The organism is Arthrobacter sp. MDT2-16 (assembly GCF_054510925.1).
In genome coordinates, this window is record NZ_JBTNDP010000011.1 from 39,661 (window position 1) to 66,140 (window position 26,480).

26 protein-coding genes are annotated in these 26,480 nt (G+C 69.4%); 9 read left to right on the plus strand and 17 right to left on the minus strand.

What is annotated here, in order from left to right; all coding sequences use genetic code 11:
- Position 1 precedes the first annotated feature (1 nt).
- From ACX80N_RS16130 to ACX80N_RS16155, 6 genes are all read right to left on the minus strand, one after another.
- A complete protein-coding gene (locus ACX80N_RS16130) occupies positions 2-1,279 on the minus strand; it encodes an ABC transporter permease (protein ID WP_459340182.1) in 1,278 nt (425 codons plus the stop codon).
- Complete coding sequence (locus tag ACX80N_RS16135; RefSeq protein ID WP_105031337.1) at positions 1,276-2,673, minus strand: ABC transporter permease; 1,398 nt, start codon at positions 2,671-2,673, stop codon at positions 1,276-1,278. Before ACX80N_RS16135 ends, ACX80N_RS16130 begins: the two co-directional genes overlap by 4 nt.
- Positions 2,670-4,214: an ABC transporter ATP-binding protein gene (locus tag ACX80N_RS16140; protein ID WP_459340183.1), complete on the minus strand. Its 1,545-nt coding sequence runs from the start codon at positions 4,212-4,214 to the stop codon at positions 2,670-2,672. The genes ACX80N_RS16135 and ACX80N_RS16140 overlap by 4 nt, the downstream gene beginning before the upstream one ends.
- A 164-nt stretch (positions 4,215-4,378) precedes the next feature.
- Entirely contained in the window at positions 4,379-5,491 is a 1,113-nt protein-coding gene (locus ACX80N_RS16145; protein ID WP_105031335.1) for a BMP family lipoprotein, read from the minus strand.
- A gap of 232 nt (positions 5,492-5,723) precedes the next feature.
- Entirely contained in the window at positions 5,724-6,848 is a 1,125-nt protein-coding gene (locus tag ACX80N_RS16150) for an amidohydrolase (RefSeq protein WP_459340215.1), read from the minus strand.
- A gap of 174 nt (positions 6,849-7,022) precedes the next feature.
- Positions 7,023-8,162, minus strand: coding sequence for a mannose-1-phosphate guanylyltransferase (locus tag ACX80N_RS16155; protein ID WP_105031333.1), 1,140 nt, complete (start codon positions 8,160-8,162; stop codon positions 7,023-7,025).
- Between the two features lie 202 nt (positions 8,163-8,364).
- On the opposite strand from ACX80N_RS16155, the gene sdhC reads away from it, so the two are divergent.
- From sdhC to ACX80N_RS16175, 4 genes are all read left to right on the plus strand, one after another.
- Positions 8,365-8,760: a succinate dehydrogenase, cytochrome b556 subunit gene (sdhC, locus tag ACX80N_RS16160; RefSeq protein ID WP_240615050.1), complete on the plus strand. Its 396-nt coding sequence runs from the start codon at positions 8,365-8,367 to the stop codon at positions 8,758-8,760.
- A gap of 5 nt (positions 8,761-8,765) precedes the next feature.
- Entirely contained in the window at positions 8,766-9,233 is a 468-nt protein-coding gene (locus tag ACX80N_RS16165) for a succinate dehydrogenase hydrophobic membrane anchor subunit (RefSeq protein ID WP_105031331.1), read from the plus strand.
- A 100-nt stretch (positions 9,234-9,333) separates the two neighbouring features.
- Entirely contained in the window at positions 9,334-11,112 is a 1,779-nt protein-coding gene (sdhA, locus tag ACX80N_RS16170) for a succinate dehydrogenase flavoprotein subunit (RefSeq protein WP_105031330.1), read from the plus strand.
- Positions 11,112-11,897, plus strand: coding sequence for a succinate dehydrogenase iron-sulfur subunit (locus tag ACX80N_RS16175; RefSeq protein WP_105031329.1), 786 nt, complete (start codon positions 11,112-11,114; stop codon positions 11,895-11,897). Before sdhA ends, ACX80N_RS16175 begins: the two co-directional genes overlap by 1 nt.
- A gap of 118 nt (positions 11,898-12,015) precedes the next feature.
- Here ACX80N_RS16175 and ACX80N_RS16180 read toward each other — a convergent pair whose 3' ends face one another.
- Genes ACX80N_RS16180 through ACX80N_RS16200 form a run of 5 tightly spaced genes read right to left on the minus strand, consistent with a single transcriptional unit; the run spans position 12,016 to position 16,123 of the window.
- The gene (locus ACX80N_RS16180; protein ID WP_105031328.1) at positions 12,016-13,122 is read right to left on the minus strand and encodes a YihY/virulence factor BrkB family protein; all 1,107 of its coding nucleotides are present in this window, start codon (positions 13,120-13,122) and stop codon (positions 12,016-12,018) included.
- Entirely contained in the window at positions 13,082-13,648 is a 567-nt protein-coding gene (locus tag ACX80N_RS16185; protein ID WP_240615049.1) for a 2'-5' RNA ligase family protein, read from the minus strand. Before ACX80N_RS16185 ends, ACX80N_RS16180 begins: the two co-directional genes overlap by 41 nt.
- A 36-nt stretch (positions 13,649-13,684) precedes the next feature.
- The gene (gene trpS / locus ACX80N_RS16190; RefSeq protein WP_105031326.1) at positions 13,685-14,740 is read right to left on the minus strand and encodes a tryptophan--tRNA ligase; all 1,056 of its coding nucleotides are present in this window, start codon (positions 14,738-14,740) and stop codon (positions 13,685-13,687) included.
- 17 nt (positions 14,741-14,757) lie between these two features.
- Entirely contained in the window at positions 14,758-15,582 is an 825-nt protein-coding gene (locus tag ACX80N_RS16195; protein WP_459340184.1) for an exodeoxyribonuclease III, read from the minus strand.
- A gap of 52 nt (positions 15,583-15,634) precedes the next feature.
- A complete protein-coding gene (locus ACX80N_RS16200; protein WP_105031628.1) occupies positions 15,635-16,123 on the minus strand; it encodes a hypothetical protein in 489 nt (162 codons plus the stop codon).
- Between the two features lie 171 nt (positions 16,124-16,294).
- Between ACX80N_RS16200 and ACX80N_RS16205 the strand changes: the two genes are divergently transcribed.
- Together ACX80N_RS16205 and ACX80N_RS16210 are read left to right on the plus strand one after the other, a co-directional pair.
- Complete coding sequence (locus ACX80N_RS16205; RefSeq protein ID WP_105031324.1) at positions 16,295-17,071, plus strand: hypothetical protein; 777 nt, start codon at positions 16,295-16,297, stop codon at positions 17,069-17,071.
- Between the two features lie 12 nt (positions 17,072-17,083).
- The gene (locus ACX80N_RS16210) at positions 17,084-17,758 is read left to right on the plus strand and encodes a class F sortase (RefSeq protein ID WP_459340185.1); all 675 of its coding nucleotides are present in this window, start codon (positions 17,084-17,086) and stop codon (positions 17,756-17,758) included.
- A 2-nt stretch (positions 17,759-17,760) separates the two neighbouring features.
- Here ACX80N_RS16210 and ACX80N_RS16215 read toward each other — a convergent pair whose 3' ends face one another.
- Genes ACX80N_RS16215 through glyA form a run of 6 tightly spaced genes read right to left on the minus strand, consistent with a single transcriptional unit; the run spans position 17,761 to position 22,790 of the window.
- The gene (locus ACX80N_RS16215; protein ID WP_459340186.1) at positions 17,761-18,594 is read right to left on the minus strand and encodes an ABC transporter permease; all 834 of its coding nucleotides are present in this window, start codon (positions 18,592-18,594) and stop codon (positions 17,761-17,763) included.
- Positions 18,591-19,466: an ABC transporter permease gene (locus ACX80N_RS16220; RefSeq protein WP_459340187.1), complete on the minus strand. Its 876-nt coding sequence runs from the start codon at positions 19,464-19,466 to the stop codon at positions 18,591-18,593. Before ACX80N_RS16220 ends, ACX80N_RS16215 begins: the two co-directional genes overlap by 4 nt.
- The gene (locus ACX80N_RS16225) at positions 19,459-20,400 is read right to left on the minus strand and encodes an ABC transporter ATP-binding protein (protein WP_459340188.1); all 942 of its coding nucleotides are present in this window, start codon (positions 20,398-20,400) and stop codon (positions 19,459-19,461) included. The genes ACX80N_RS16220 and ACX80N_RS16225 overlap by 8 nt, the downstream gene beginning before the upstream one ends.
- Before the next feature lie 29 nt (positions 20,401-20,429).
- Positions 20,430-21,323, minus strand: a complete 894-nt coding sequence (locus ACX80N_RS16230) for a bifunctional methylenetetrahydrofolate dehydrogenase/methenyltetrahydrofolate cyclohydrolase (protein WP_459340189.1) — start codon at positions 21,321-21,323, stop codon at positions 20,430-20,432.
- Entirely contained in the window at positions 21,298-21,489 is a 192-nt protein-coding gene (locus ACX80N_RS16235) for a hypothetical protein (RefSeq protein WP_105031320.1), read from the minus strand. The genes ACX80N_RS16230 and ACX80N_RS16235 overlap by 26 nt, the downstream gene beginning before the upstream one ends.
- Positions 21,483-22,790 carry a serine hydroxymethyltransferase gene (gene glyA / locus ACX80N_RS16240; protein WP_459340190.1) on the minus strand — a complete coding sequence of 436 codons (1,308 nt, stop codon included), beginning with the start codon at positions 22,788-22,790 and terminating at the stop codon, positions 21,483-21,485. Before glyA ends, ACX80N_RS16235 begins: the two co-directional genes overlap by 7 nt.
- 334 nt (positions 22,791-23,124) lie before the next feature.
- Here glyA and ACX80N_RS16245 point away from each other — a divergent pair, with 334 nt between their 5' ends.
- The 3 genes from ACX80N_RS16245 (at position 23,125) to ACX80N_RS16255 (ending at position 26,428) form a co-directional block, all read left to right on the plus strand.
- A complete protein-coding gene (locus ACX80N_RS16245) occupies positions 23,125-24,261 on the plus strand; it encodes an FAD-dependent oxidoreductase (protein WP_459340191.1) in 1,137 nt (378 codons plus the stop codon).
- On the plus strand, positions 24,262-25,122 hold the full coding sequence (gene purU / locus ACX80N_RS16250; protein ID WP_105031318.1) for a formyltetrahydrofolate deformylase: 861 nt from the start codon (positions 24,262-24,264) through the stop codon (positions 25,120-25,122).
- A gap of 82 nt (positions 25,123-25,204) precedes the next feature.
- Entirely contained in the window at positions 25,205-26,428 is a 1,224-nt protein-coding gene (locus ACX80N_RS16255) for an ROK family transcriptional regulator (RefSeq protein ID WP_459340192.1), read from the plus strand.
- Positions 26,429-26,480: the final 52 nt, after the last annotated feature.

Below are 26,480 nucleotides of genomic sequence, written 5' to 3' on the forward strand. Positions count from 1 at the left end.
CCTAGCCCTTGATGTACGGGATCCCGCTGGCACCCGGTGCCCGCGAGCGGCCCACGAGACCGGCGACGGCGAAGACCGTCACCACGTAGGGCAGCATGCGCAGGAACTGGTCCGGGACGGGGGTGCCGAGCAGGCTCAGCACGTTGGACAGGTTGGTGGCGAAACCGAACAGCAGGGCCGCGAAGAACGCGCCGATCGGGTTCCAGCGACCGAAGATGAGGGCTGCCAGGGCGATGTAGCCCTGGCCGGCGGTCATGTCGCGACCGAAGCCCGACACGGCGACGAGCGTGAAGAAGGATCCTCCGATCCCCGCGACGACGCCTGCGAGGAGCACGTTGAGGAAGCGCATCCGGTTGACGTTCACGCCGAGGGTGTCGGCGGCCTTCGGGTGCTCCCCCACGGCGCGCGTGCGCAGGCCCCAGCGGGAGTGGTAGAGGGCCACGTAGACCACGGCCACCGCGACGTACATGAGGTAGCCCACGATCGTCTGCTGGAAGAGGATCGGGCCGATCACGGGGATGTCCGCGAGCAGCGGGATCTCGATCACGGGCAGGCGCGGCGGGGAGTTCCACCGCTCCGCGTCCTCGCTGAGGACGGCGGAGAACAGGAACCCGGTGAGCCCGGAGACGAGCACGTTCAGCACCACGCCCACGATCACCTGGTTCACGACGTACCGGATGCTGAACACCGCCAGCACGAGGGACACGAGGACGCCCGCGACGGCCGCGGCGACGAGGCCCACGAGCGCGCTACCCGAGAGCGACGCCGCGACGGCGGCAGCGAAGGCCCCGAACAGCAGCTGCCCCTCGATGGCGATGTTCACGACGCCGGACCGCTCGCAGAGCACACCCGAGAGGGAGCCGAAGATCAGCGGGACGGCGAGCGTGACCGATCCGGCGAGGAGACCGTAGAGGGCCACGTTGGGGGTGCGGGCACTGCCGACCACCCAGGTCAGGAAGGCGACGAGGAACAGCACGGCGAACACGGCCGGAACCCACGTGGGGACCTTCTGCCCCGATCGCGTCCGGAGGATCGCGAGGACGGCGAGGGCGAGCATCGCGAGGGCTGCGATCCAGCCGATCACCGGCGCCGACACGACGATCGAGGGTAGGACCACCGGGTCGCCCTCCTCGGAGAGGCGGAACGTGACGTCGTTGCCGGGCGCGCCGAGGGCGAAGACCAGCAGCGCGAGGAGGGCGACGACGGAGAGGATGATCGGGTTCTTCCAGCTGCGGACGGCGGTGCCATCGCTGACGCGGGCTGTGGTTGCTGTGCTCATGCTGCTGCTCCGGTCGAGGCTGGCGTGCGGGTCGTGGAGCCGCCCTTGCCGGCGCGCGGGGCGCCGGGTGACGGGAGGCGGAACAGCGCGCGGACGAGCGGCGGCGCTGCGATGAAGAGGACGATGAGCGACTGCACCACGAGGACGATGTCGATGCTCGTGCCCGTCGAGGCCTGCATGGCCACTCCCCCGGCACGGAACGCCCCGAACAGGATGCCGGCGGCGAAGGTACCCCATGGCGAGGAACGCCCGAGGAGCGCGACGGTGATCGCGTCGAAGCCGAAGCTCGCCGCGACGCCCGAGGTCAGCACCTTCTCCGTCCCGGACACCTGCGCCACGCCGGCCAGGCCCGCGAGGGCCCCGGCGATGGCCATGGCGAGGATGTAGCCCTTGCTGACGTTGACACCGGCCGTGCGGGCCGCACTCGCGTTCGCGCCGACGGCCCGGAGCTCGAACCCGACGGTCGAGCGGTTCAGCAGCCACCACACGAACACCGTGGCGAGCACCGCGACCACGAAGCCCCAGTGCAGGCGGAAGGCCGGACCGAGCAGCGGCGGGTAGAGCGCCGTCGCGTCAAGCTGGGGGCTGATCGGGTTCGTGGATCCCGGGCGCTGGAACGCGGGGGTGCTCAGGAAGTACAGCACGAGGTTCGTCGCGATGTAGTTGAACATGATGGTGAGGATGACCTCGTGGGCGCCGGTGCGGGCCTTGAGGAGTCCCACGAGCCCTGCCCAGACGGCGCCCCCCACCATCCCCGCGAGGATCACGAGCAGCAGGTGGATGCCGGCCGGCAGGTGCAGGGTGAAACCGATCCAGCCGGCGAACGTCGCGCCGATGAGGATCTGCCCCTGCGCGCCGATGTTGAACAGGCCTGCCCGGAAGGCCAGGGCCACGCCGAGCCCGGCGCAGATCAGCGGCGTCGCGACGGTCAGGGTCTGGGTGAGCGGGTAGATGATCCGGGTGAAGGAGTCACCCTCGAAGTTGATCACCGACCCCTGGAAGAGCGCGAGGTAGGCGCCGGAGGCGGCGGTCCAGGCGGCACCGAGGGTGTCCTGGGGGCGGCTGAAGAAGTACGACGACGCCCGGGCCACGTTCTGGTCGGTCACCGCGATGAGCAGGCCGCCGAGGATCAGGGAGAGCACCACGGAGAGGAAGGCGACGAGCGCGTTCCCTGTCATGATGCGGTGCAGGAGCGGAGCGTCGGGGGCGGGGCCGGCGCCGAGGCCGGCGGCGGTCGCGGGGACGGCGGGCGGCGGCAGCTCGCCGTCGGCCGTCTCGACGGCGTTCTCGAGGCGCACCTCGTCCTGGCGTGCGGCGTCCTTCGCCTGCCGGCGCGTGTGGGGTGCGCCGTCGCCGGTCGCCGGGGATACCGGCCTGTCGTCCTGCGGGGTCACAGGTTTCCTCCTTGAACGTCGTGTGCCTGCGCCAGCGCCTCGTCGGCGGGCATTCCGGCCATCATGAGGCCGAGGACATCGCGGGAGACGGCACCGGGCACGATGCCCATGAGCCGGCCCCGGTACAGAACCGCGATGCGGTCGGCGAGCTCCAGGACCTCGTCGAGCTCCGTGGAGACGATGATGACCGGCGTGCCGCCGTCGCGCTCGGCGACGATCCGGCGGTGCAGGAACTCGATGGATCCGACGTCGACGCCGCGGGTGGGCTGTGAGGCGATGAACAGTTTGAGCGGCCGCGAGAACTCGCGGGCCATGACGACCTTCTGCTGGTTGCCGCCGGAGAGCGTGCCCGCCGCGGCCGAGGCCGACTGCGTGCGGACGTCGTACTCGGCGATCTTCTCGTCGGCGTTCTTCTCGATCGCGGACGGCGACATGGACAGGCCCCGGGCGAAGGGGGCGTCGTCGTACCGGTTGAGGATGAGGTTCTCGGCCACGGAGAACGTGCCGACGAGTCCTTCGACGCTGCGGTCCTCGGGTACGAACCCGACCCCGGCGCGGATGATGTCCTTGACGCTGCGGCCCACGAGTTCCTCGCCGCCGAGCGTGATGGAGCCCGAGACGTGGTCCTGCAGGCCCATGATCGCCTCGGTGAGTTCGGTCTGCCCGTTGCCCTGGACGCCTGCGATCGCGAGGATCTCGCCCTGCGCGACGTCGAAGCTGAGGCCGTCCACGACGCGCTGGCCGTTGGCGGCCTGGACCGTGAGGTCGCGGACCCTGAAGGTCACGTCGCCGGGGGTCGCGAGCTGCTTGTCGAGGGTCAGGCTGACGGACCGGCCGACCATGAGGGACGCGAGCTCCGTGGTGGGAGCACCCGGGTCGGCGGTCCCGACGACCTTGCCGCGGCGGATCACGGTGATGACGTCGGACACCGCCTTGACCTCGCGCAGCTTGTGCGAGATGAACACGATCGACTTGCCGTCGGCCTTCAGCTGCGCCATGATGCCGAGCAGTTCGTCGGTCTCCTTGGGCGTCAGCACGGCCGTCGGCTCGTCGAGGATCAGCACCTCGGCGTCCCGGACGAGGGCCTTGATGATCTCGACGCGCTGCTGCACACCGACCGGGAGGTCCTCGACCACCGCGTCGGGATCGACGTCGAACCCGTACTGGTCGGAGATCTGCCGGATGCGCGCGCGCGTCTCCTGCAGGTTGAGCATGCCGCCGGCCTTCGTGGTCTCGTTGCCGAGCGCCACGTTCTCGGCGACGGTGAAGACGGGGACGAGCATGAAGTGCTGGTGCACCATGCCGATCCCGGCGGCCATCGCGTCCCCGGGCCCCTTGAAGGTCACCGGCTCGTCGTCGACCCGGATCTCACCCTCGGTGGGGTCGTAGAGCCCGTACAGCACGTTCATGAGCGTGGACTTGCCTGCCCCGTTCTCGCCGAGCAGGCTGTGCACCTGCCCTGGTTCCACGACGAGGTCGATGGAGTCGTTGGCCACGAGCGATCCGAAGCGCTTCGTGATGCCGATCAGTTCGAGTTTCACAACTCAACCAGCCTGTTCTGTTGTGTGTCTGCCGTGGCTGTCAGAAAGCCATCGGAAAGGATACCGGGTGCGGCTCGGGGGCACGCACGCGGGGTGAACGCAAACCGCCCTCCTCCCGGCGGGGATCCGCGGGGAGGAAGGCGGTCTGCGTAGCGGTGGTGGTGCTACTCGGGGCTGGCGGCCGAGTCGACCGTGATCTCGCCCGAGATGATCTGCTCCTTGAGCTCGTCGAGCTTGGTCTGCAGATCGGCGGGGACGTTGGCCTCCTGGTCGTGGAACGGCGCGAGGGCCACTCCACCGTTCTCCAGCGTGCCCACGTACGGGGTGTTGTCGAAGTTGCCCTCGACGTCGGTGCGGATGACGTCCTCGACGGCGTCGCCCATGAGCTTCATGACCGAGGTGAGGATGAACTCCTCGCCCTTGCCCGCGGTCTCGTAGCCGTCGGAGTCGACCCAGATCGCCTTGACGTCCTTGCCCGCGGCGTTGGCCTCGATGACGGCGTCGAGCGTGCCGGAGCCCACGGGACCGGCGACCGGCATGATGATGTCGGCGCCCTCGTTGATGAAGTTCTGGGTGTTGGTCTTGCCGGCGGCTGCGTCCTCGAAGTTGCCGACGAAGGTGCCGTTCTGGCTCTCCTTGTCCCAGCCGAGCAGCTGCACGTCGCCGCCCGTCTCCTCGTTGAAGTAGGCCACGCCCTCGGCGAAGCCGTCCATGAAGATGGTGACGGTGGGGATGTTGATACCGCCGTAGGTGGCGACCTTGCCGGTCTCGCTCGTCGCCGCGGCCGTGTAGCCCGCGAGGAAGGCGGCCTGCGCCGTGTCGTAGATGATCGGCTTGACGTTCGGCAGGTCGATCGAGTTGTCGTCGACGATCGCGAAGTTCGCGTCCGTGTTGGTCTCGGCAGCGGCCTTGGTGGTGTCGGCGAGCAGGAAGCCCACGGTGACCGTGAGGTTGCAGCCGGCCTGGACCATCTGGTCGACGTTGGGGCCGAAATCGGTCTCGGCCTGCGACTCGGCCTGGTTGATCTCGATGCCGAGGTCCGTCTCCGCCTTCTTCAGTCCCTCGTAGCTGGACTGGTTGAACGAGCGGTCGTCGAATCCACCGGAGTCGGAGACGATGCAGCCGAGGTAGTCGGAACCGGCCTCGGCGCTGGCGCCGCCTCCGGACGAGTCCTCGGCCGGCGGTGCACCGCAGCCGGAGAGGACGAGGGCCGAAACGCCGAGAACGGCGGCGGACAGGCCGGTGCCGCGCGAAAACTTGCGCAGTGAGTTCTTCAAAATGCCTCCAGGAAAGAAATGCGCCACAGGTACGAGTACCAGTGAGTGTCTCTTCCCGGGTCTGAAGCGATCCGAGGCTCTGTTGTCACTGGAAGACCGTGGCGCCGCGACACCGTCGGTGCAGCACGTATGCGAACATCCTAAGGGCCAAGTGACGGGCAGCACTACATGGCCCGCCCGCGGGCCGGGATCGTTCGGTTTTCGTTATGCGCCGACGCCCCGGAGGACGCCCTCAGGCGTCCTCGCCCCGCAGGACCTGCAGGGCTGCCGCAGCCATGACCCGGACACCGCAGCCGATGGCGCGCTCGTCCGGCGCGTAGTCGCCGCGGTGGAGGTCGAACGTCTCCCCGCCGGGGGTCCTCGTGCCGAGGCGCATCATGGCGCCGGGCACCTCCTGGGTCATCCAGGCGAAGTCCTCGCCGCCCATGGACTGCGGCGTCAGGACGACGGCGTGGGACCCGAGTTCGGCGCGCGCGGCGGCCTCCAGCAGCCCGGTCTCGGCCTCCTGGTTCACCACCGGCGGCACTCCCCGGATGTGCTCCAGTTTCACGTCCACGCCGAACGGTGCCGCCACCTCGCGCACGGCGCGGTCGAGCATCTCGCCAGCGGATTGCCAGGCCTCCCCCTCCAGGCACCGGAGCGTCCCGGACATGAACCCGTGGGCCGGGATGGCGTTGGGGGCGGAACCGGCGTGGATCTGGCCCCACACCACGGACACGGCGCTGCGTACGTCGATGCGGCGCGAGAGGACGGCCGGCACGTTCACGGCGATCGAGGCGAGTGCGAAGACGAGGTCCTCGGTGAGGTGGGGGCGCGACGTGTGCCCGCCCCGGCCCGTGAGCTCGACGCGGATGGTGTCCGACGCGGACGTGATGGCCCCGATCCGGGTGCCGACGGAGCCGACGTCGATCCTCGGGTCGCAGTGCAGCGCGAGGATGCGCGGGACGCCGACCAGCACGCCCTGGGCGATCACGTCGAGCGCGCCGCCGGGCATCAGCTCCTCGGCGGGCTGGAAGATGATCCTGACCGTGCCGGGCAGGGCCTCCTCGGCGTCGAGGTCGGCGAGCACCAGGGCGACGCCGAGCATCACCGTGGTGTGGATGTCGTGACCGCAGGCGTGGGTGATGCCCGTCGAGGCGGACTCGTAGTCGAGGCCCGTCTCCTCGATGATCGGCAGGGCGTCGATGTCGGCGCGCAGCGCGAGCCGGAGCGGCCCGCTCCCCACGTCCACGAACGCACCGGTGCCCTCGAGCCGCTGGGGCGCCAGTCCCGCCTGCTCGAGCCGGGCCACGATGACGTCGGTGGTGCGGTGCTCCTTGTAGGACAGCTCCGGGTGGCGGTGGATGTCGCGGCGCATTCCGATGAGCTCACCGTGGAACAGGTCGAGGGAGGCCCCTACCCGGGTGGTCGGCGGACTCTGCCTGCTGAACGTCTTCACTCCTTCAGCCTACCCACCGGGGACCCGCGGACCCCACACGGGACCCACGAGCGTGGCTGTTCGACAGATGGGCGTCCCGGGAGGACGCCGGGGTCACAGGACGTCGGTGTCCCCGCTGGCGCGCAGCCGCTCCACGGCCTTCTTGACCTCCTGCGCGTGCTCCTTCGTGGTGACGAGCAGGGCGTCGGGGGTGTCGACGATGACGACGTCGTCGATCCCGATGAGCGCGATCACGCGCTTGGTGTCGGACACCACGATGCCGGAGGCGTTCTCGGAGAAGACGCGCGCGCCCTCCCCCATCACGGTGAGCTCGCTGTTCTCCTCGGCGGGGTTCAGGCGACCGATCGCGGCGAAGTCCCCGACGTCGTCCCAGCTGAACTCGCCCGGGATCATGGCGACGTCGCCCGCGGCGGCGGCCGGCTCCGCCACGGCGTAGTCGATGGCGATCTTCGGCAGCGTCGGCCAGACCCGGCGGGCCACCTCGACGCGCTGGGGCGTGTCCCAGGCCTCGGCGATCTCCATGAGGCCCGCGTACAGCTCCGGCTCGTTCGCGGACAGGTGCTTGAGCATGAGGTCGACCGGCGCCACGAACATGCCGGCGTTCCACGAGTAGTTGCCGCTCCCGATGTAGCCGTCGGCGACCTCCTGCGAGGGCTTCTCCACGAACTCGATGACCGCGCGCGCGCTGGGTGCGCCCTCGGTCCCGAGCGCCTCACCGGCCCGGATGTAGCCGAAGCCGGTGGAGGCATGGGTGGGCTTGATGCCGATCGTGACGATGTAGCCGCGGGCCGCCGTATGGATCGCCTCCCGCACGGCGTCCTGGAAGACCTCCACCGGCGCGATCACCTGGTCGGCCGCGAAGGACCCCATGATGATGCCCGGGTCCCTCTGGTGCAGGATCGCCGCAGCCAGCCCGATCGCCGCCCCTGAGTCCTTGGGCTCCGCCTCGAGCACGAGGTTCGCGTCGTCGATCTCGGGCAGCTGTTCGAGCACGGCCCGCCGGTGCACCATCCCGGTGACCACCATGGTGCGTCCGTCGCAGAGCGGCCGCAGGCGGTCGTAGGTGGCACGGATCAGGGTGCTGCCGGAGCCGGTCAGGTCGTGGAGGAACTTCGGAGCGGCCGCACGCGAGAGCGGCCACAGGCGCGTGCCGGTACCTCCCGCGGGGATCACGCCGTAGAAGCGGTCCATCACGTTGTCATGGGTCTGGGCAGCGGCCCTCTCGGTAGTCATCACGTCCACGGTAACCGACACCCGGGAAGCACCCGGAACCGCGTGCCGGGCCCGGGTGTTAACAAGGTCACAGGGAAGGCCGCCCTAAATTGATCCAGGAGTGTCACCGGCCTAGATTATTGTTACTGAAGAGTGCTGTCGCACCGGCGTAATCCCTGCGTATATCGCGCTAACGCCCATGCGATGCAGGGAGGTACATTCAATGCCGAAGACACTGACTAAGTCGCTGACACCAGCGGGCACCCTCTACCGGGGCCGTGAAGGCCAATGGTCCTGGGTGGCCCACCGCATCACGGGGGTCGTGATTTTCTTCTTCCTCCTCGTCCACGTCCTGGACACGTCGCTCGTCCGGGTGTCCCCCGAGGCGTACGACGCGGTGATCGCCTCGTACAAGAACCCAATCATGGGCCTCGGCGAACTCGGACTGGTCGCCGCGATCGTCTTCCATGCCTTCAACGGCATCCGACTGATCCTCGTGGACTTCTGGAAGAAGGGCCCCAAGTACCACCGCCAGATGCTCTGGGGCGTCGTCGGCCTCTGGGCGGTCGTCATGATCGCCTTCTCGATCCGCCATCTCTCGCACGTCTTCGGAGGCTAGTACCCATGGCTACCCCAATCATCGAAACCCCCCGTTCCGGACGGGTTGCACCGGGTTACTCCCGTTCCTCCACCTCGCGCAGCAACTTCGAGATGATCGCATGGCTGTTCATGCGGATCTCCGGCGCCATCCTGGTGGTGCTGATCTTCGTCCACCTCTACGTGAACCTCGTGGCCGGCGACGGCATCAGCGGCATTGATTTCGGTTTCGTCGCCGGCAAGTGGGCCAGTCCGTTCTGGCAGATCTGGGACCTCACGATGCTGTGGCTCGCCATGCTGCACGGCACCAACGGCATCCGCGTCATCATCAACGACTACGCGGACAAGAACAGCACGCGGATGTGGCTCAAGGGCGTGCTCTACACGGCGACCGTCGTCATCGTGGTCCTCGGCACCCTCGTGATCTTCACCTTCGATCCCTGCCCCGTGATCAACGGCGTGGCCCATGTCGCGGACTACTGCCCCACCCCGTAACCCTTCTCGGTAGTACCTGCCGGTCACCGGCAGCCCCCGCACGGCGGACCCATCGGAAGGCCCCGTGCACCCACCGGTTTCAACAGAAAGAGCGACCAGCATGCAGGTCCACAAGTACGACGTCGTCATCGTCGGCGCCGGCGGCGCGGGGATGCGCGCAGCCATCGAGTCCGGGCAGCGCGCCCGCACCGCCGTCCTGACGAAGCTCTACCCCACGCGCTCCCACACGGGGGCCGCGCAGGGAGGCATGTGCGCAGCACTCGCCAACGTGGAGGAGGACAACTGGGAGTGGCACACGTTCGACACCGTCAAGGGCGGTGACTACCTCGTCGACCAGGACGCCGCCGAGGTCATGGCGAAGGAGGCCATCGAGGCGGTCCTCGATCTCGAGAAGATGGGCCTGCCGTTCAACCGCACGCCCGAGGGACGCATCGACCAGCGACGCTTCGGCGGCCACACCCGTGACCACGGCAAGGCGCCCGTGCGCCGCTCGTGCTACGCGGCCGACCGCACCGGGCACATGATCCTCCAGACGCTCTACCAGAACTGCGTCAAGCACAACGTCGAGTTCTACAACGAGTACTACGTGCTGGACCTGCTCATGGTCGACGAGCAGGTCATCGTCGACGGCGAGACCCGCATCCAGAAGCGCGTCGCCGGCGTCGTCTCCTACGACCTCGCCTCGGGAGAGCTGCACGTCTTCCAGGCGAAGTCGGTCGTCTTCGCCTCCGGTGGTGTCGGCAAGGTCTACAAGACGACGTCGAACGCCCACACGCTGACCGGCGACGGCATGGGCATCGCCTTCCGCCGCGGGATCCCCCTCGAGGACATGGAATTCTTCCAGTTCCACCCGACCGGCCTCGCCGGCCTCGGGATCCTCCTGTCCGAGGCAGCCCGCGGTGAGGGTGCCATCCTCCGCAACTCGGAGGGTGAGCGCTTCATGGAGCGCTACGCCCCCACCATCAAGGACCTCGCCCCCCGCGACATCGTGGCGCGGTCCATGGCGAACGAGGTGCGCGAGGGCCGCGGCGCCGGCCCGAACAAGGACTACGTCCTGCTCGACCTCACGCACCTCGAGCCCGCGCACATCGACGCGAAGCTCCCGGACATCACCGAGTTCGCCCGCACCTACCTCGGCGTGGAGCCCTACACGGAGCCGGTGCCCGTCTTCCCCACGGCCCACTACGCCATGGGCGGCATCCCGACCAACATCGAGGCCGAGGTGCTGGCGGACAACGACACCGTGGTGCCCGGCCTGTACGCGGCCGGCGAGGTCGCATGCGTCTCGGTCCACGGCTCGAACCGCCTGGGGACCAACTCGCTGCTCGACATCAACGTCTTCGGCAAGCGGGCGGGCCTCGCCGCCGCGGAGTACGCCCTGACCGCGGACTTCGTGGAGATCCCCGAGAACCCCACGCTGGAGACCGAGGAACTGCTCAACCGGGCCCGCAGCTCAGAGGGCGGGGAGCGCGTGGCGCTGATCCGCAAGGAACTGCAGGACATCATGGACGCGAATGTCCAGGTGTTCCGCACGGAGGAGACCCTGCTCGAGGCACTGCGCGTGATCGATACGCTCGAGGAGCGGTACACGCGCATCACCGTGCAGGACAAGGGCAAGCGGTTCAACCTCGACCTGCTCGAGGCCGTGGAGCTCGGGTTCCTCCTCGACATGGCGAAGGTCATGACCGCGGCGGCCCTGCACCGTAAGGAATCCCGCGGGGGGCACTTCCGCGAGGACTATCCTGAGCGGGACGACGAGAATTTCATGACCCATTCCATGGCCTACAAGGACCCGAGCGCCACCCTGACGAGCGGCGTCCGCCTTGAGACCAAACCGGTTATCTTCACCCGATACCAGCCCATGGAGCGTAAGTACTGATGAGCACCGAAACGATGGAGAAGGAGCCGGCCTCCAAGGTCGAGCTCAGCAAGGACGTCGCCGGCGGGGAGATCCCCACCTTCGACGTCACCCTCAAGGTACGGCGCTACAACCCGGAGGTCTCGGACGAGGCCCACTGGGACGAGTGGCAGCTGACCATGTACGGCACGGACCGCGTGCTGGACGCCCTGCACAAGGTCAAGTGGGAGCATGACGGCTCGGTGTCCTTCCGGCGGTCCTGCGCCCACGGTGTGTGCGGCTCCGATGCGATGCGCATCAACGGCCGCAACCGCCTGGCCTGCAAGACGCTGCTCAAGGACCTCGACACGTCCAAGCCCATCCTCGTGGAGCCCATCAAGGGCCTGCCGGTGGAGAAGGACCTGATCGTCGACATGGAGCCGTTCTTCCAGTCGTACCGCGAGATCATGCCGTTCCTGATCAGCAAGGGTCACGAGCCCGCGAAGGAGCGCCTGCAGTCGGCCGAGGAGCGCGATCGCTACGACGACACCACCAAGTGCATCCTGTGCGCGGCGTGCACGTCCTCCTGCCCCGTGTTCTGGACCGACGGCCAGTACTTCGGCCCGGCCGCGATCGTGAACGCACACCGCTTCATCTTCGACTCGCGCGACGATGCCGGCGACATGCGCCTCGAGATCCTCAACGACAAGGAAGGTGTGTGGCGCTGCCGCACCACCTTCAACTGCTCGGAGGCATGCCCCCGTGGCATCCAGGTCACGAAGGCCATCTCCGAGGTCAAGCAGGCCATCCTGACCCGCAAGGTCTGAGCCGGCGCCGACGAACCACCGCCGGTGACACCGGCACGAGGAAGGGCGGCCCCCCTGGGGGCCGCCCTTCCTCGCGTTCAGGCAACACGTGCGACGTGGCCCGATCAGCACCGGCGGTTCAGGACCCGTTGGTCCTCTGAGCCCGGATCTTGCGGCGGCTGCGCTGCCACAGCGTTCCCGCCTTGGCCTGCAGCTCCCGGTCGGAGGCCACACCCGCGTCCGCCGAGCCGATGGCGCACCAGGCGGTCGCGAGCAGGTAGACCTGGCTGAGCAGGAAGAACCAGATGAACAGCGCGAGGATCACCGCGAAGGACAGCAGGAGCGGGTTGTTGCCGAAGCCGGCCAGGATCTGCGCCGAGAAGGTCCGCAGCAGGGTGGTGCCGAGCCCCGCGATGAACGCACCCTGGATCAGGACCCGCCGGGGCATCTCGATGGCCGACGCGGAGCGGAACAGGACCACGGCCACGAGGATGTCCAGGAGGATCATCACCGCGAAGCCTGCAGCCTGGGTCAGGATCTGGGTTGCCGCGTTCAGCCGCAGGACGGCGAGGAGGGCGCCGACGGTGTTGTTGGCGATGACCCCAAGCGCGGTGGTCACGAGCATGATGACCCCGAGCAGCGCGAGCGTGCCGAGATCCTTCACCCAGAGCACCACGGGGTGGACCGCGACGGGCTCCAGGGCGAAGATGCCGCGCATGGCCTGACGCATCCCGCCGATCCAGCCCAGGGCGGTCACGAGCATCACCGCCGAGGACACGACGATCGTCCAGCCCAGTCCGCTGGTGGCCTCGAAGAGCCTCCTGGCGGTCACCAGGCCGCCCTCGCCGCCCTCCTCCCCGATCAGTCCGGGTACCGCCCTGTCGAGGGCGTCGACAGCGATCGTGCGCAGGGCCTCGTCGCCGGCGATCACGATCCCGAGGGCGGCGAACGCGACCACCAGCAGCGCAGCGATCGCGAAGAAGAGGCGGTACGCCAGTCCGGCCGCCATCAGTGGGCCGCGCCGCTCGTTGTACAGCAGGACCACCCGCACGGGCCGCAACGTGAAGAAGCGGCACAGTGCGAGGTCCACCCGCGCGAGCAGGAGCTCGGTGCCGCCGCTCCCGGAGCGGGTCAGCCGACCGACCTTGACCTGCGCGTCGATGGCCCGCCGCTGCAGATCGGGCAGGCTGACCGGCGACGGCTGGTCAACCCGCGGCGGCTTCGGAGCTGTCAGCGTCCTCGCCAAAGCGCAGGTCCTCCCTCAGTTTCCACAGCCCGGACGGCACGTGCTCGTAGAGTCCCATCGACCGCACCTCGAAGGAGGCCTCGAAGCCCCCCAGCAGCTCGCCCGCCGCGTCCATGCCCGCCTCGGACACATCATGCGCGACGGTCACGTGCGGGTGGAAGGGGAACTCGAGATCACGGTCGAGGGGACCGGCCTGGAGCCTCTCGTGCAACTCCACGCATTCGTCGAAGCCCTGAGCGAGCTTCAGGAACACCACGGGCGACACCGGCCGGAAGGAGCCCGTGCCGCGCAGGGTCACCGTGAAGGGGTGCTGCCGGCGCGCCACCGCGCGCACGTGGTCGATGGTGTCGTCCCAGTCGGTGGCCGGCGTCGTCGTGATGAGGGTGATATGGGGTGGCACCACGGCGGCCATGGGATCACCGAAGGAGGCGCGCCACGCCTCGAGATCGCCGGCGAGGGGCTCGGGGATGGGGATGGTGACGCCCACGCTGCTGCCGCTCGGGCGCGAACGGGTCAGGGCTGTCACCGCTCCTCGGGGCCGGCCGGTCGAAGCGTCCATGGGTCAGCGGGCTCCCGCTGCGGGCAGGAAACCCACCTTCGCGTAGACATCGGCGAGCGTGGGGGCCGCCAGGTCGCGTGCCTTCGCCGCGCCCTTGGCGAGCAGGCGGTCGAGCTCCGCGGGGTCGGCCAGTAGTTCCTCGGCACGGGTCCGCACGGGGGCGAGCGCCTCGACGACCACCTCGGCCAGGTCCACCTTGAGATGCCCGTACATGCGCCCCTCGTACGCCTCCTCGAGGTCGGCGATGCCCCTGCCGGTGAGGGCCGAGTAGATCGAGAGCAGGTTCGAGATGCCCGGCTTCTCCGCCGGGTCGAAGCGGATCTCCGAGCCGGCGTCGGTGACGGCGGACTTGATGCGCTTGGTGGTCACCTTCGGATCGTCCAGCAAGTTGATCAGGCCGGCCGGCGAGGGCCCGGACTTCGACATCTTCGCCGCCGGGTTCTGCAGGTCGTAGATCTTCGCGGACTCCTTCTGGATGAAGGGCCGGGGAACCACGAACGTGTCGCCGTAGCGTGCGTTGAAGCGCTGCGCCAGGTCGCGGCTGAGCTCCACGTGCTGGCGCTGGTCCTCGCCGACGGGCACGCCGTCGGGCTGGTACAGGAGGATGTCCGCCGCCTGCAGGATCGGATAGGTGAACAGGCCCACGCTCGCCACGTCGGTCCCCTGCTTCGAGGCCTTGTCCTTGAACTGGGTCATGCGGGACGCCTCGCCGAACCCGGTGAAGCAGTTCAGCACCCAGGCGAGCTGGGCGTGCTCGGGGACGTGGGACTGCACGAAGAGCGTGGCCCGGTCCGGGTCGACACCGCCGGCGATGTACTGGGCCGCCGTGAGCCGCGTCCGGTGGGCGAGTTCCTGCGGATCCTGCGCCACCGTGATGGCGTGGAGATCGGGGATGAAGAAGACGGCGTCGTAGGTCTCCTGGAGCCGCACCCAGTGCACGAGCGCGCCGAGGTAGTTGCCGAGGTGCAGCGATCCGGCGGAGGGCTGCATGCCGGAGAGGACGCGCTGGCGCCGACCGGTGTCCGGGACGGGCGTGGACGATGTCGCGGTGACTGTCATGGAGGCTGTCCTGTGGTCTAGATCTGGTAGTCGACGACGAGCGGGGCGTGGTCGGAGAACCGTGTGTCCCAGCTCGGGGCCCTGTCGACCTCTGCGCTCAGTGCGCTCTTCGCGAGGGCCTGCGTGGCGAGCTGGTAGTCGATACGCCAGCCGGTGTCGTTGTCGAAGGCCTTGCCCCGCCAGGACCACCAGGTGTACGGCCCGTCGACGTCCCCGGCGAGGAGCCGGGCCACGTCGAGGAAACCGCATTCGTCCGAGAAGAACCGGTCGAAGTAGGCGCGTTCCTCGGGGAGGAACCCGGCGTTCTTGACGTTGCCCTTCCAGTTCCGGATGTCCAGCTCGGTGTGGCCCACGTTGAGGTCGCCCATGACCACGGCGTGGTCGGCGCCGTCCCTGAGCTGCGGCAGGCGGGTGGTCATCGCGTCGAGGAAGCGGTACTTGTCGTCCTGCTTCTGGGTGCCGACCTCGCCGGAGTGCACGTAGGCGCTCACCACGGTGAGACTCGCGCCGTCGACGTCGAAGTCGGCCTCGACCCACCGGCCGGCCGTGTCGAAGTAGCTGTCGCCGATGGACGTGCGTGTCGCGACGGGGGCCCGGCGCGAGGCGATGACAACACCGGCGCGGCCCTTGGCCTCGGCCTCGGTGTGCAGGATGTGCCAGCCCTCCCCGAGGAGGCTGCGGACGACGGCGTCGGGTGCGCGGACCTCCTGCAGACAGAGGATGTCGACGTCGCGCCCGCCCAGCCAGTCCTGCATCCCGCGCTTGTAGGCGGCGCGGATTCCGTTGACGTTCACGGAGGCGATGCGCAGGGGTTTCTGCGGAGGGTTCGGTGCCGGACTCACCCGATCAACCTTACCCCGCGGGCCGCCCCAGGTGCGGCCGGTGGGACGGCCCTCACTCGACGACGGTGCCCTCGACAGGGCCCTCGCTCGAGCCCTTCATCATGGAGCGGGCGTTGTGCGAGGTGATCTCGATCGTCTCGAGCGCTCGCTCCACCATCCCCTCGTCCTTGCCCAGGTAGTCGCGGACCACGCCCACCTGCACCTGCACGATCTTGAAGCTGTGGTCGAGCTTCAGATCCCGTGCACGGTCGGTGGCGGTCGGGCCCGCCGTGGACTGGCCTGGCGCCCCGAAGGCACCGTGTCCCTGCAGCCGGGCGGCGGCCTTGCGCGCTGCCGAGCGCAGACTGAAGACGACGAAGCTGAAGATCAGGAGCCATCCGAGCGAGATGATCACCACCAGCCAGCCGACGACGTCGTTCTGGTTCGCCGCGAAGACCACGGCGACCAGGAACACGACCAGCATGACGGCCATCCCGGCACTGCCCATGCGCATGCTCAGACCCCGGCCCGCGGGCCGTTCATTACTCCCTAGTGACTGCATGCCATCATTCTTCCCCATGGCCCGTTCGGCCCCGGCGCCTTCCACCGCGGGCGAACTGTCAGCCTTCTCGAAGACTTTCCCCAGATCTCCCATCCGTAACGCAGATCACGCCGAAGAACAGGTACGCGCGCCCCACGGTGCGCCTCACTCGCACTACGGAGGAATGACCCCATGAACAAGAAGATGCGTCTCCTGGCAGTACCCGCCCTCGCACTCGGCGCCGTCGCCATGGCGGGAGCCCCCGCAACGGCGGCCGACGCCAGCTACTCGTCCACGCTGGGCCAGCTCAACGGCACCACGGGCACCGGCAGCATCACCGTCGACGTCGTCGGTAACCAGGCCACCGTCAACCTGCAGGTGTCCGGCCTCGCGCAGACCTTCATGGACGCGCCGTACCCGCATGTCCAGCACATCCACGGCGGAGCGGCCGGCAAGTGCCCCACCCCGGCCGACGACGCCAATGGCGACGGCATCGTCAACGTCGCCGAGGGCGTACCGGGCTACGGTGCCATCCAGACCACCCTCACCACCTCCGGCGCCACCACCCCTGCTGAGGGCCTCAACCTGCAGCTCGGCGGCCAGGGCGGCACCTACTCCGTCCAGCGCACCATCACTCTCGACGCCGCGACCCAGAAGTCACTCGAGGACGGCGTCGCCGTCGTCGTCGTGCACGGCCTGGATCCCGCGACCGCGGGCGTCTCCACCGAGGTCTTCAGCAGCCCCTCCGAGATCGCTCCCGAGCTGCCCCTCGGCGCCACCTCGCCCGCACTGTGCGGCACGCTCGTGAAGACCCAGATGGGCGCCATGCCCTCCGGCGGAGCGGACACCGGTGTGGCCACCGAGTCCTCCTCCTCCACGGGCATGATCGCCCTCGGCGGCGGGCTCGTCCTCGCCGCAGCAGCCGGCGGCACCTTCGCCGTCCGCCGCCGCGCAGCAGCGAACGCCTAGTCCTGGTCCCTCGTGACCAGTAAGGCGATCGGCCACCGCTGGGGCTTCACGGCCCCGGCGGTGGCCGCTCTTCTCCTCATCGCCGGGTGCGGTACCGACGCTCCCGGACCAGCTCCGGCATCCCCGGCGGCCAGTAGCCCGGCGAGCACGCCCACGCCGTCCACCGCTTCCCCGGCCCCCGCCGCTCCTCCGGCCCCCGCCGTTTCCCCGGCTGTCGACGCACCCGCGGTGCTTCCAGCCTCCGCGCCGGTGACGCTGGAGATCCCGTCGATCGATGTCCGCACGGACCTGCTGAGCCTCGGCCTGCGCGAGAACCGGAGCCTCAAGGTCCCGCCGGACGGCCCGGGCGCCCCCGCGAGCTGGTACAACCAGTCCCCCACCCCCGGTGACCGCGGCCCCGCGGTGATGCTCGGGCATGTGAACGCCACCGACGGCGGCAAGGGCGTCTTCGCCGACCTCCGTGCCCTGAGGACCGGTGACCGCATCAACGTGATCCGGGAGGACGGGACCACGGCTGTCTTCGAGTTCCAGCGCGGCGAGGCCTACGAGAAGGACGAGTTCCCCACCCTCACGGTGTACGGCAACACGCCGGGCTCGGAGCTGCGCCTCATCACCTGCGACGGCTACAACCCGGACACGGGCGAGTTCGACGACAACTATGTGGTCTACGCGACCCTGGTGGTCTGACGCTACTTCAGGAACAGCGTGCGCAGGCGCAGCGTGGTCAGGAGCATGCCGACCGCGATCATCACGAGGAAGTAGCAGAGGTGGACGATCGTGGCGGGCGTGAACGACGCGACGCTGATCTGGCGCAGCAACTCCACCCCGTGCCACAGGGGCAGTGCCTGGATGAACCACTGGATGCCCTGCGGGTACACGCTGAGCGGGTAGAAGGTGGCCGAGAACAGGAACATCGGCAGCATCACGAAGTTGATCCACTCCATCTGCTGGAACGTCCTCATGAAGCTCGTGATGCCCATCCCGAAGGACGCGAACCCGAAGGCGATCAGCACCGACGCCGGGATGACCAGCAGTGCCACGGGTGTGGTGATCAGCCCCATGAGGGCCATGACCGCGGTGAACCCGGTGGCATACATGGCACCGCGCAGCAGGGCCAGGAAGATCTCCCCGATCGCCACGTCCAAGGGGCCGAGGGAGGTGTACAGCATCCCCTGGTAGAGCTTGGCGAAATTCATCTTGAAGAAGACGTTCCATGTGCTGTCGTACACGGCGCCGTTCATCGCCGAGACGGCGAGCAGCGCGGGCGCGATGTAGGCCGCGTAGCTGATCTCCTGCCCGCCCGGCCCCTCGACCGTGCCCACGAGCGCGCCCAGCCCCACGCCCATGGACACGAGGTAGAGCACCGGCTCGAAGAAGCCCGACACCATGATCAGCCAGTTGCTGCTGCGCGTGGCGAGGAGGCCGCGCGCGATCACGGCCCTGGCGTTGCGCGAGTACAGCGCGGCCAGGGGCCGCGTGGACCCCGAGAGCGCGTAGTCCCGTGCGGTGAGCTGCGTACTCACTTGCCGAGCCTCCTGGTGTAGACGGAGCGCGCCAGGCGCAGGCCGACGACGGCCAGCACCAGCAGGTACAGCACGTGGACGGCGGCGAGCCAGGCGTGCAGGTCCTGGCCGTAGGTGAGGGCGCGGCCGAGTTCGGTCCCGTGCCACAGGGGTGAGATCCAGCCGATCCAGCGGAGGAACACCGGGAGGGTGTCCAGCGGGAAGAAGGTCCCGGAGAAGAGGAACAGCGGCGTCACCAGGAAGCGCATCACGAGGGCGAACTGCCCCCTGTCCTCCTCGATGCTCGCCGCGTAGGCCAACAGCGGCAGACCGAACGCCAGCCCGCTGAGCACCGCGACGGGCACGGCCGCGATGCCCGTGGCCGACGGCGAAGCACCGAAGAGCGCGACGATCAGGAAGTACACGAGGGTCGTGGCCGTCAGACGGACCGTGACCGCCAGGACATGGCCGTTGACGATCTGCCCCGGGGTCAGGGGCGAGGCATGGGGGCCATAGTAGACCCTCCTCCACTTGAACCCGTCCATCACGGGGTAGGTGAACTCGGTGGCGGCCGTCATCATGGTCGCCGAGGCCAGCAGGGCCGGGGCGATGAACGCGAGGTAGCTGACGCCCCCGAACGCTTCGCCGGCGTTCCGGTCCACGAGCGTGGCGAGGCCCACGCCCATGGCGAAGAGGTACATCACCGGGGTCCCGACGCTGGAGGCGAGCAGGGTCCAGCGGTAGCTGGTCATCGAGCGCAGGACGTGTTCGGCGTAGTACCAGGAGCCGAACGCCCGCGCACGGCGCGCCGACACCTCCGGCTTGTGGGCGTGCAGGCGGTACGGCGCGAGGACGGCGGCCTCCTGCGAGCCGTCGGTGGTGCGCTCAGTCAACGAGGCTCCTCCCGGTCAGGCGCAGGAAGACGTCCTCGAGCGAGGACCGGCGCACGAGGGACGTGAGTGGCCGCAGCCCGCGCGCGATCACCTGCTCGAGCGCCGCCTCGCCGTCGTGCGCGTAGATGAGCACGCGGTCCGGCAGCGGCTCGAGCCGCTCGCCGATCCCCTGCAGCTCCGCGGCGACGGTGGTGTTGCGCTCGGACCCGAACCGCAGCTCGAGGACCTCGCGCGTGGAGTGCTCGCGGATGAGCTGCGCCGGCGACCCCTGGGCCATGATCCGGCCCTTGTCGACCACGACGAGCCGGTCGCACAGCTGCTCCGCCTCGTCCATGTAGTGCGTGGTGAGGATCAGGGTCACGCCGGACTCCTTGAGCCGGAACAGGCGGTCCCACAGGATGTGCCGTGCCTGCGGGTCCAGGCCCGTGGTCGGTTCGTCCAGCAGGAGGATCTTCGGCTCGTTGATGAGCGAGCGGGCGATGGTCAGGCGCCGCTTCATGCCACCGGAGAGGGCGTCGACCTTCGCGCCGGCCTTGTCCGTGAGCTGCGCGAACTCCAGCAGCTCGTCGGCCTTCGGCCTGAGGTAGCTCAGGGGGAGCCCGAAGTAGCGTCCGTACACGATCAGGTTGTCGCGCACGCGCAGTTCCTCGTCGAGGTTGTCCTGCTGGGGCACGACGCCGAGGTGCGCGCGCACCTCGGGCCCGTGCTCCTGCGGGTCCAGGCCCATGATGGTGAGCTGTCCGGAGGTGCGCTGGGAGACACCGCCGATCATGCGCATGGTGGTCGACTTGCCCGCGCCGTTGGGGCCGAGCAGGCCGAACGACTCACCTGCCGGGACCTCGAAGGAGATGCCGTCCACGGCCTTGAAGTCGGCGTAGTGCTTGCTGAGCTGGTGCGCGGAGATGACCGGCGGACCGGCGGGAGGTGTAGGCACCCGCTCAGCCTAGGCGACGCCGGACGGTGCTAGACGGAGGCCGCCCGGCGTTCGGCGGCGTCGACGACGTTGGTCAGCAGCATGGCCCGGGTCATGGGGCCCACGCCGCCGGGATTCGGGGAGAGCCAGCCGGCCACCGACGCCGCGGCGGGGTCGACGTCGCCCGTCAGCTTCGCCTTGCCCGTCACCGGGTCCTCGACGCGGCTCACCCCCACGTCGAGCACGATCGCTCCGGGCTTCAGCTGCTCCGCCGGGATCATGTGCGGTATCCCCGCGGCGGCGACGACGACGTCGGCGCGTCCGAGGTGGTCGGCGAGGTCCGCGGTGCCGGTGTGCGCGAGGGTCACGGTCGCGTTGATCTGCTTGCGGGTCAGCAGCAGTCCCAGCGGACGACCCACCGTCACGCCCCGCCCGACGACGAGCACGTCGAGGCCCTTGAGGGCGACGTCGTGCCGCAGCAGGAGTTCCACGATGCCGTGCGGGGTGCAGGGCAGCGGCGACTCCATGGGCGCGTTGACATTGAGCACCAGCCTGCCCAGATTGGTGGGGTGCAGGCCGTCGGCGTCCTTCGCCGGATCGATGCGCTCGAGGATCGCGTTCGTGTCGATATGCGCAGGGAGCGGCAGCTGCACGATGTAGCCGGTCGTCGCGTCGTCGGCGTTCAGCTCGTCGAGGACCGCCTCGAGCTCCTCCTGCGTGATGGTGTCCGGCAGATCCCGCCGCACCGAGGTGATGCCCACCTCGGCGCAGTCGCGGTGCTTGCCGGCCACGTAGGAGGCGCTGCCGGGATCGTCCCCGACGAGGACCGTCCCGAGCCCGGGCGTGACGCCGCGCTCGCGCAGCGCCGACACGCGCTCGGCGAGTTCGGCCTTGATCAGGGCTGCGGTGGCCTTGCCGTCAAGGATGCGGGCTGTCGTGCTCATGTGGATCGTCCTCGTCGTCGTGCGGTAGCGGGTCCAGTTGCTCGAGCAGGAAGGCCTTGCCGCGGTCGCAGCAGCCCGTGAAACAGCACTCCCGAGCGGGGATGTCGAAATCCGTCGACGCCGCGGCCTGCGAGGCCAGGGCGCCGGGCGGGAACGGGCCTACCACTCCTCCTGGCCCGGGTAGAGCGGGAAGTCGGCGGCGAGGGCGGACACCCGGGCGCGGAGGGCCTCGACGTCGGGCGAAGGCTTCAGGGCGGCGGCGATGATCTCGCCGACCTCGGTGAACTCGGCGGCGCCGAACCCCCGCGTCGCGAGCGCCGGGGTACCGATGCGGAGGCCGGAGGTGACCATCGGCGGGCGGGGGTCGAAGGGGACGGCGTTGCGGTTGACCGTGATGCCGACCGAGTGCAGCACGTCCTCGGCCTGCTGGCCGTCGAGGGACGAGTTGCGCAGGTCCACCAGGACGAGGTGTACGTCGGTACCGCCGGTGAGGACCGAGACGCCGTGCTCGGCGACGTCGGACGCGGTGAGGCGCTCGGCGATGATCCGCGCGCCCTCGAGCACGCGGTCCTGGCGTTCCTTGAACTCGGCGGAGCCGGCGATCTTGAAGGCCGTGGCCTTGCCGGCGATGACGTGCATCAGCGGGCCGCCCTGCTGCCCGGGGAAGACGTTCGAGTTGATCTTCTTGGCCCACTCCTGCTTCGCCAGGATCATTCCCGAGCGCGGCCCGGCGAGGGTCTTGTGCACGGTGGAGGTGACGACGTCGGAGTGCGGGACCGGGCTGGGGTGCACGCCGGCGGCCACGAGGCCTGCGAAATGCGCCATGTCGGTCCACAGGAGCGCGCCGACCTCGTCCGCGATGGTCCGGAAGGCAGCGAAGTCGAGCTGGCGCGGATAGGCCGACCACCCGGCGATGATGACCTGGGGCTTCTCGGCGAGGGCCTGCTCGCGGACGCGCTCCATGTCGAGGCGGTGGGTGTCCTCCTCCACGCCATAGGCGGCGACCTCGTAGAGCTTGCCCGAGAAGTTGAGCTTCATGCCGTGGGTCAGGTGCCCGCCGTGGGCGAGGGAAAGGCCCATGATCTTGTCGCCGGGCTTGATCATCGCCGAGAGGGCGGCGGCGTTGGCCTGGGCGCCGGAGTGCGGCTGGACGTTGGCGAACTCCGCCCCGAAGAGCGCCTTGACACGCTCGATCGCGAGGTTCTCCGCCACGTCCACGTGTTCGCACCCGCCGTAGTAGCGGCGTCCGGGATAGCCCTCGGCGTACTTGTTGGTGAGGACGCTGCCCTGGGCCTCGAGGACGGCGCGGGGGGCGAAGTTCTCCGAGGCGATCATCTCGAGGGTGTCCCGCTGCCGGGCGAGCTCGTCGCGGAGGACGGCGGCGATCTCCGGGTCCACCTCGGACAGGGGCGCATTGGTGACGGAATCAGCGGCAGCGTGGGACGGCGCCATGGGCGAGGTGGTCATCTGTTGATCCTTCTCTGGGTCTCGCAAAGGGGTCAGCGTGCGTCGCAGACCGGCGGACCTGTGTCCGTCCGGCCGAAACGTGAAACGTGACCCGCGGCCCAGGCGTGCGATCCGTGGTCTGCACTGGAGACACAGGACCTCCCGGAGGTCCTGGTTCCGCGCCGCTTCCTGGTGGTTGCCCACCCTACGCCAGTCGCGACGCTCCCATGCTAGCTGCACCGCGGGCCGCGTCGCCACCGGGACCGGGACCCGGAATACGGCGCACGGCCGGGCCGTTCCCGATCAGTGGGACGGCGGGCCGACGGACGGCGCCGGACCGGGGAGGCCGGAGACCATGCGCGGGACGGGACAGGACGACGCGGAGCCGCCGGTGCACCGCGTGCGCGTAGTCGTGATCGGCGCCGGCCAGGCGGGGCTGAGCAGTGCCTACCACCTGGTGAGGCGGGGCCTCGCACCGCACCGCGACTTCGTGGTGCTCGACGCCAATCCGGCTCCCGGCGGAGCCTGGCTCCACCGCTGGCCCGCCCTGACCTTCGGGGCCGCCCACGCGCTGCACAGCCTGCCCGGCTTCCCCCTCGCGACGCCGGACCCGGACGAGCCGGCCTCCGACGTCGTGAACCGCTACTACGGTGCGTTCGAGCGCGAGTTCGCCCTGCCCGTCCTCCGCCCCGTCCGCGTGCTCCGCGTGGAGTCCGAGGACACCGGCGGACACGCCGGCCCCCTGCGGGTCACGACGACGGGCGGCACCTGGATCACCGACGTCGTCATCAGCGCGACGGGCACGTGGGACCGCCCGTACTGGCCCTACTACCCGGGCCGCGACGTCTTCGGCGGCCGGCAGTTGCACACGCACGACTTCCGGTCGGCGGCCGAGTTCACGGGCCGGCGCGTGCTCGTGGTGGGCGGTGGGACGTCCGCCGCCCAGTTCCTGCTGCAGCTCTCCGAGGCCGGAGCGACCCCTCTCTGGTCCACACGCCGCCCGCCGGCCTTCACGCGCCGTCCGTTCGACCCCGAATGGGGACGCGAGGTGGAAGCGGAGGTCAGCGCCCGGACGAGCGCGGGACTCCCGCCCGCCAGCGTGGTATCGGTGACCGGGCTGCCCCTCACCCCGCAGTACCGGGCAGGGATCGACGCCGGCGTCCTCGTCTCACGCGGGCCGCTCGCCGGGCTGCGCGAGCACACGGCCGTCTTCGCCGACGGCTCCGAGGAGCCCATCGACGCCGTCCTCTGGGCGACCGGCTTCAGGGCCGCCCTGGACCACCTCGCACCGCTGCGGCTGAGGGAGCCCGGTGGCGGGATCCGGACGGACGGCGTGCAGGTCGCGCGGGAACCCCGGCTCCTGCTGGTGGGTTACGGCGCGTCGGCCTCCACCCTCGGCGCCTCCAGGGCCGGCCGTGCGGCCGCGATGGCAGCCATGGACCGGCTGCGGGACCTCGCACCCCGCCCGGAGGCTACCGGTACGCTGGCTTAGGTGGACTCCCCCGACGCACCCAGCTCATACTCCCTCACGCTGTCCTGCCCCGACAGGCCAGGAATCGTCCATGGCGTCTCCGGTGCCCTGGTCGGCATCGGCGCCAACATCACGGAGTCGCAGCAGTACGGCAGCCCCGACACAGGCACCTTCTTCATGAGGGTCGAACTCACCACCGGGGCCACCCTGCAGGACCTCCGGGCAGCCCTCGAACCCGTCGCCGCCGGGTTCGGCATGCAGTGGTCCATCGCGGAGACCGCCCGGCGCACCCGCACACTGATCATGGTCTCCAAGGCCGCGCACTGCCTCAACGACCTCCTGTTCCAGCACCGGTCGGGCACCCTCGCCATCGACATCCCCGTGATCGTGTCCAACCACCGCGACCTCGAGGGCCTCGCCGCGTTCTACGGCATCGAGTTCCACCACATCCCCGTCACACCCGGGACCAAGCAGGACGCGGAGGAGGCGCTGCGCGCCCTGATGGACGAACACCGCATCGAGCTCGTGGTCCTCGCCCGGTACATGCAGATCCTCAGCGACGGTCTCTGCGAGGACCTGCGCGGGCGCGCCATCAACATCCACCACTCGTTCCTGCCGTCGTTCAAGGGTGCCCGGCCGTACCACCAGGCCCATGCCCGCGGCGTCAAGCTGATCGGCGCCACGGCGCATTACGTCACCGCCGCCCTCGACGAGGGTCCGATCATCGAACAGGAGGTCATCCGCGTGGACCATGCGCGCACGGCCGAGCAGCTGGCGTCGATCGGGCGTGAACTCGAGGGGCGCGCACTGGTGCAGGCGGTGCAGTGGCATGCCGAGCAGCGGGTGCTGCTCGACGGGCGCCGGACCATCGTCTTCAATTGACCGCCATCGGCCCGAGCGGATCGGACCGGACGTCAAGCGTTAACTTCTTGACTACAACGGAACGCTGCGGCACCCTGAGTGCATGCCCGCAGATCCCCCCTCGACGGCGAGGCCACCCCTGAGCGCCGCCCTGCCCAAACCGGGCTCGCAGTCCGCACTGCGGGAGCAGAACCAGCGGCGGGTGATCGCCGCCCTCACGAGCGGCGGACCCCAGACGCAGGCAGCCCTCGCGCGCTCCACCGGACTCTCCACCGCCACGATCTCGAACATCGTGAAGGTCATGACCGCGACCGGCATCGTCAGCACGGCCCCGACCACCAGCTCGGGCCGCCGGGCACTCTCCGTGATCCTCAACGACAAGGGGCAGGTCGCGGCCGGGATCGACATCGGGCGGCGCCATCTCCGCGTGGTCCTGGCCAGCCCGAACTACCGGATCCTGCAGGAGGCGTCCGTCAGCCTGCCCCTCGGGCACAGCGCCGTGGAAGGGCTGCGGGCAGCCTCGGACCTGCTCGATGCCCTGCTCGAGAACGGCGGCATCAGCCGGCGCTCCCTCCTCGGTGCCGGCATCGGCATCCCGGGGCCCATCGACCGTCGCACCGGGACCGTCGTGCAGGGCGCCATCCTGCCCGAGTGGGTGGGCATCAACATGCACGAGACCTTCGGCGAACGGCTGCAGGTGCCGGTCTTCATCGACAACGACGCGAACCTGGGCGCCCTCGCCCAGGTGACCTGGGGACCGCACAGTGCGGTGGAGAACCTGCTGTTCATCAAGGTGGGCTCGGGGATCGGCTCCGGCATGGTCCTGAACGGGTCGCTGTTCTACGGCAACGTGGGCGTCACCGGCGAGCTCGGGCATACCACCATCAACGAGCAGGGCGTGATCTGCCGGTGCGGCAATCGCGGCTGCCTCGAGACGGTGGCCTCCACCTCGACGATGATCGAGCTGCTGGGCCGCGGCGGCACCGAGACCGTTGACGCCGAGCGCATCATCGAGTGGGCCCTGGCCGGCGACACCGCGGCCCTGCGCGTCATCGACGACGCCGGAGCGGCCATCGGACGCGCCCTGGCGCACGTGGCCAACATCATCAACCCGGAGACCATCGTGATCGGGGGGCCGCTGACCAGCCTCGGCGACATCCTCCTCGAGCCCGTGCGGCGCGGCCTGGCCCGCCACGCGGTCCCCATCATCGGCGAGACGACAAGCGTGTGCATGTCATCCCTCGGCGATCGCGCCGAAGCCCTGGGCGCTGCAGCCATCGTGCTGGCACACCCCGGACTCACCCCCGCGCTGGCGAGCTCCGCATAAAGATTTGATCTGTTTTCCGCGTGCATTGCGTTCAACAGTTGACGCCAAGGCG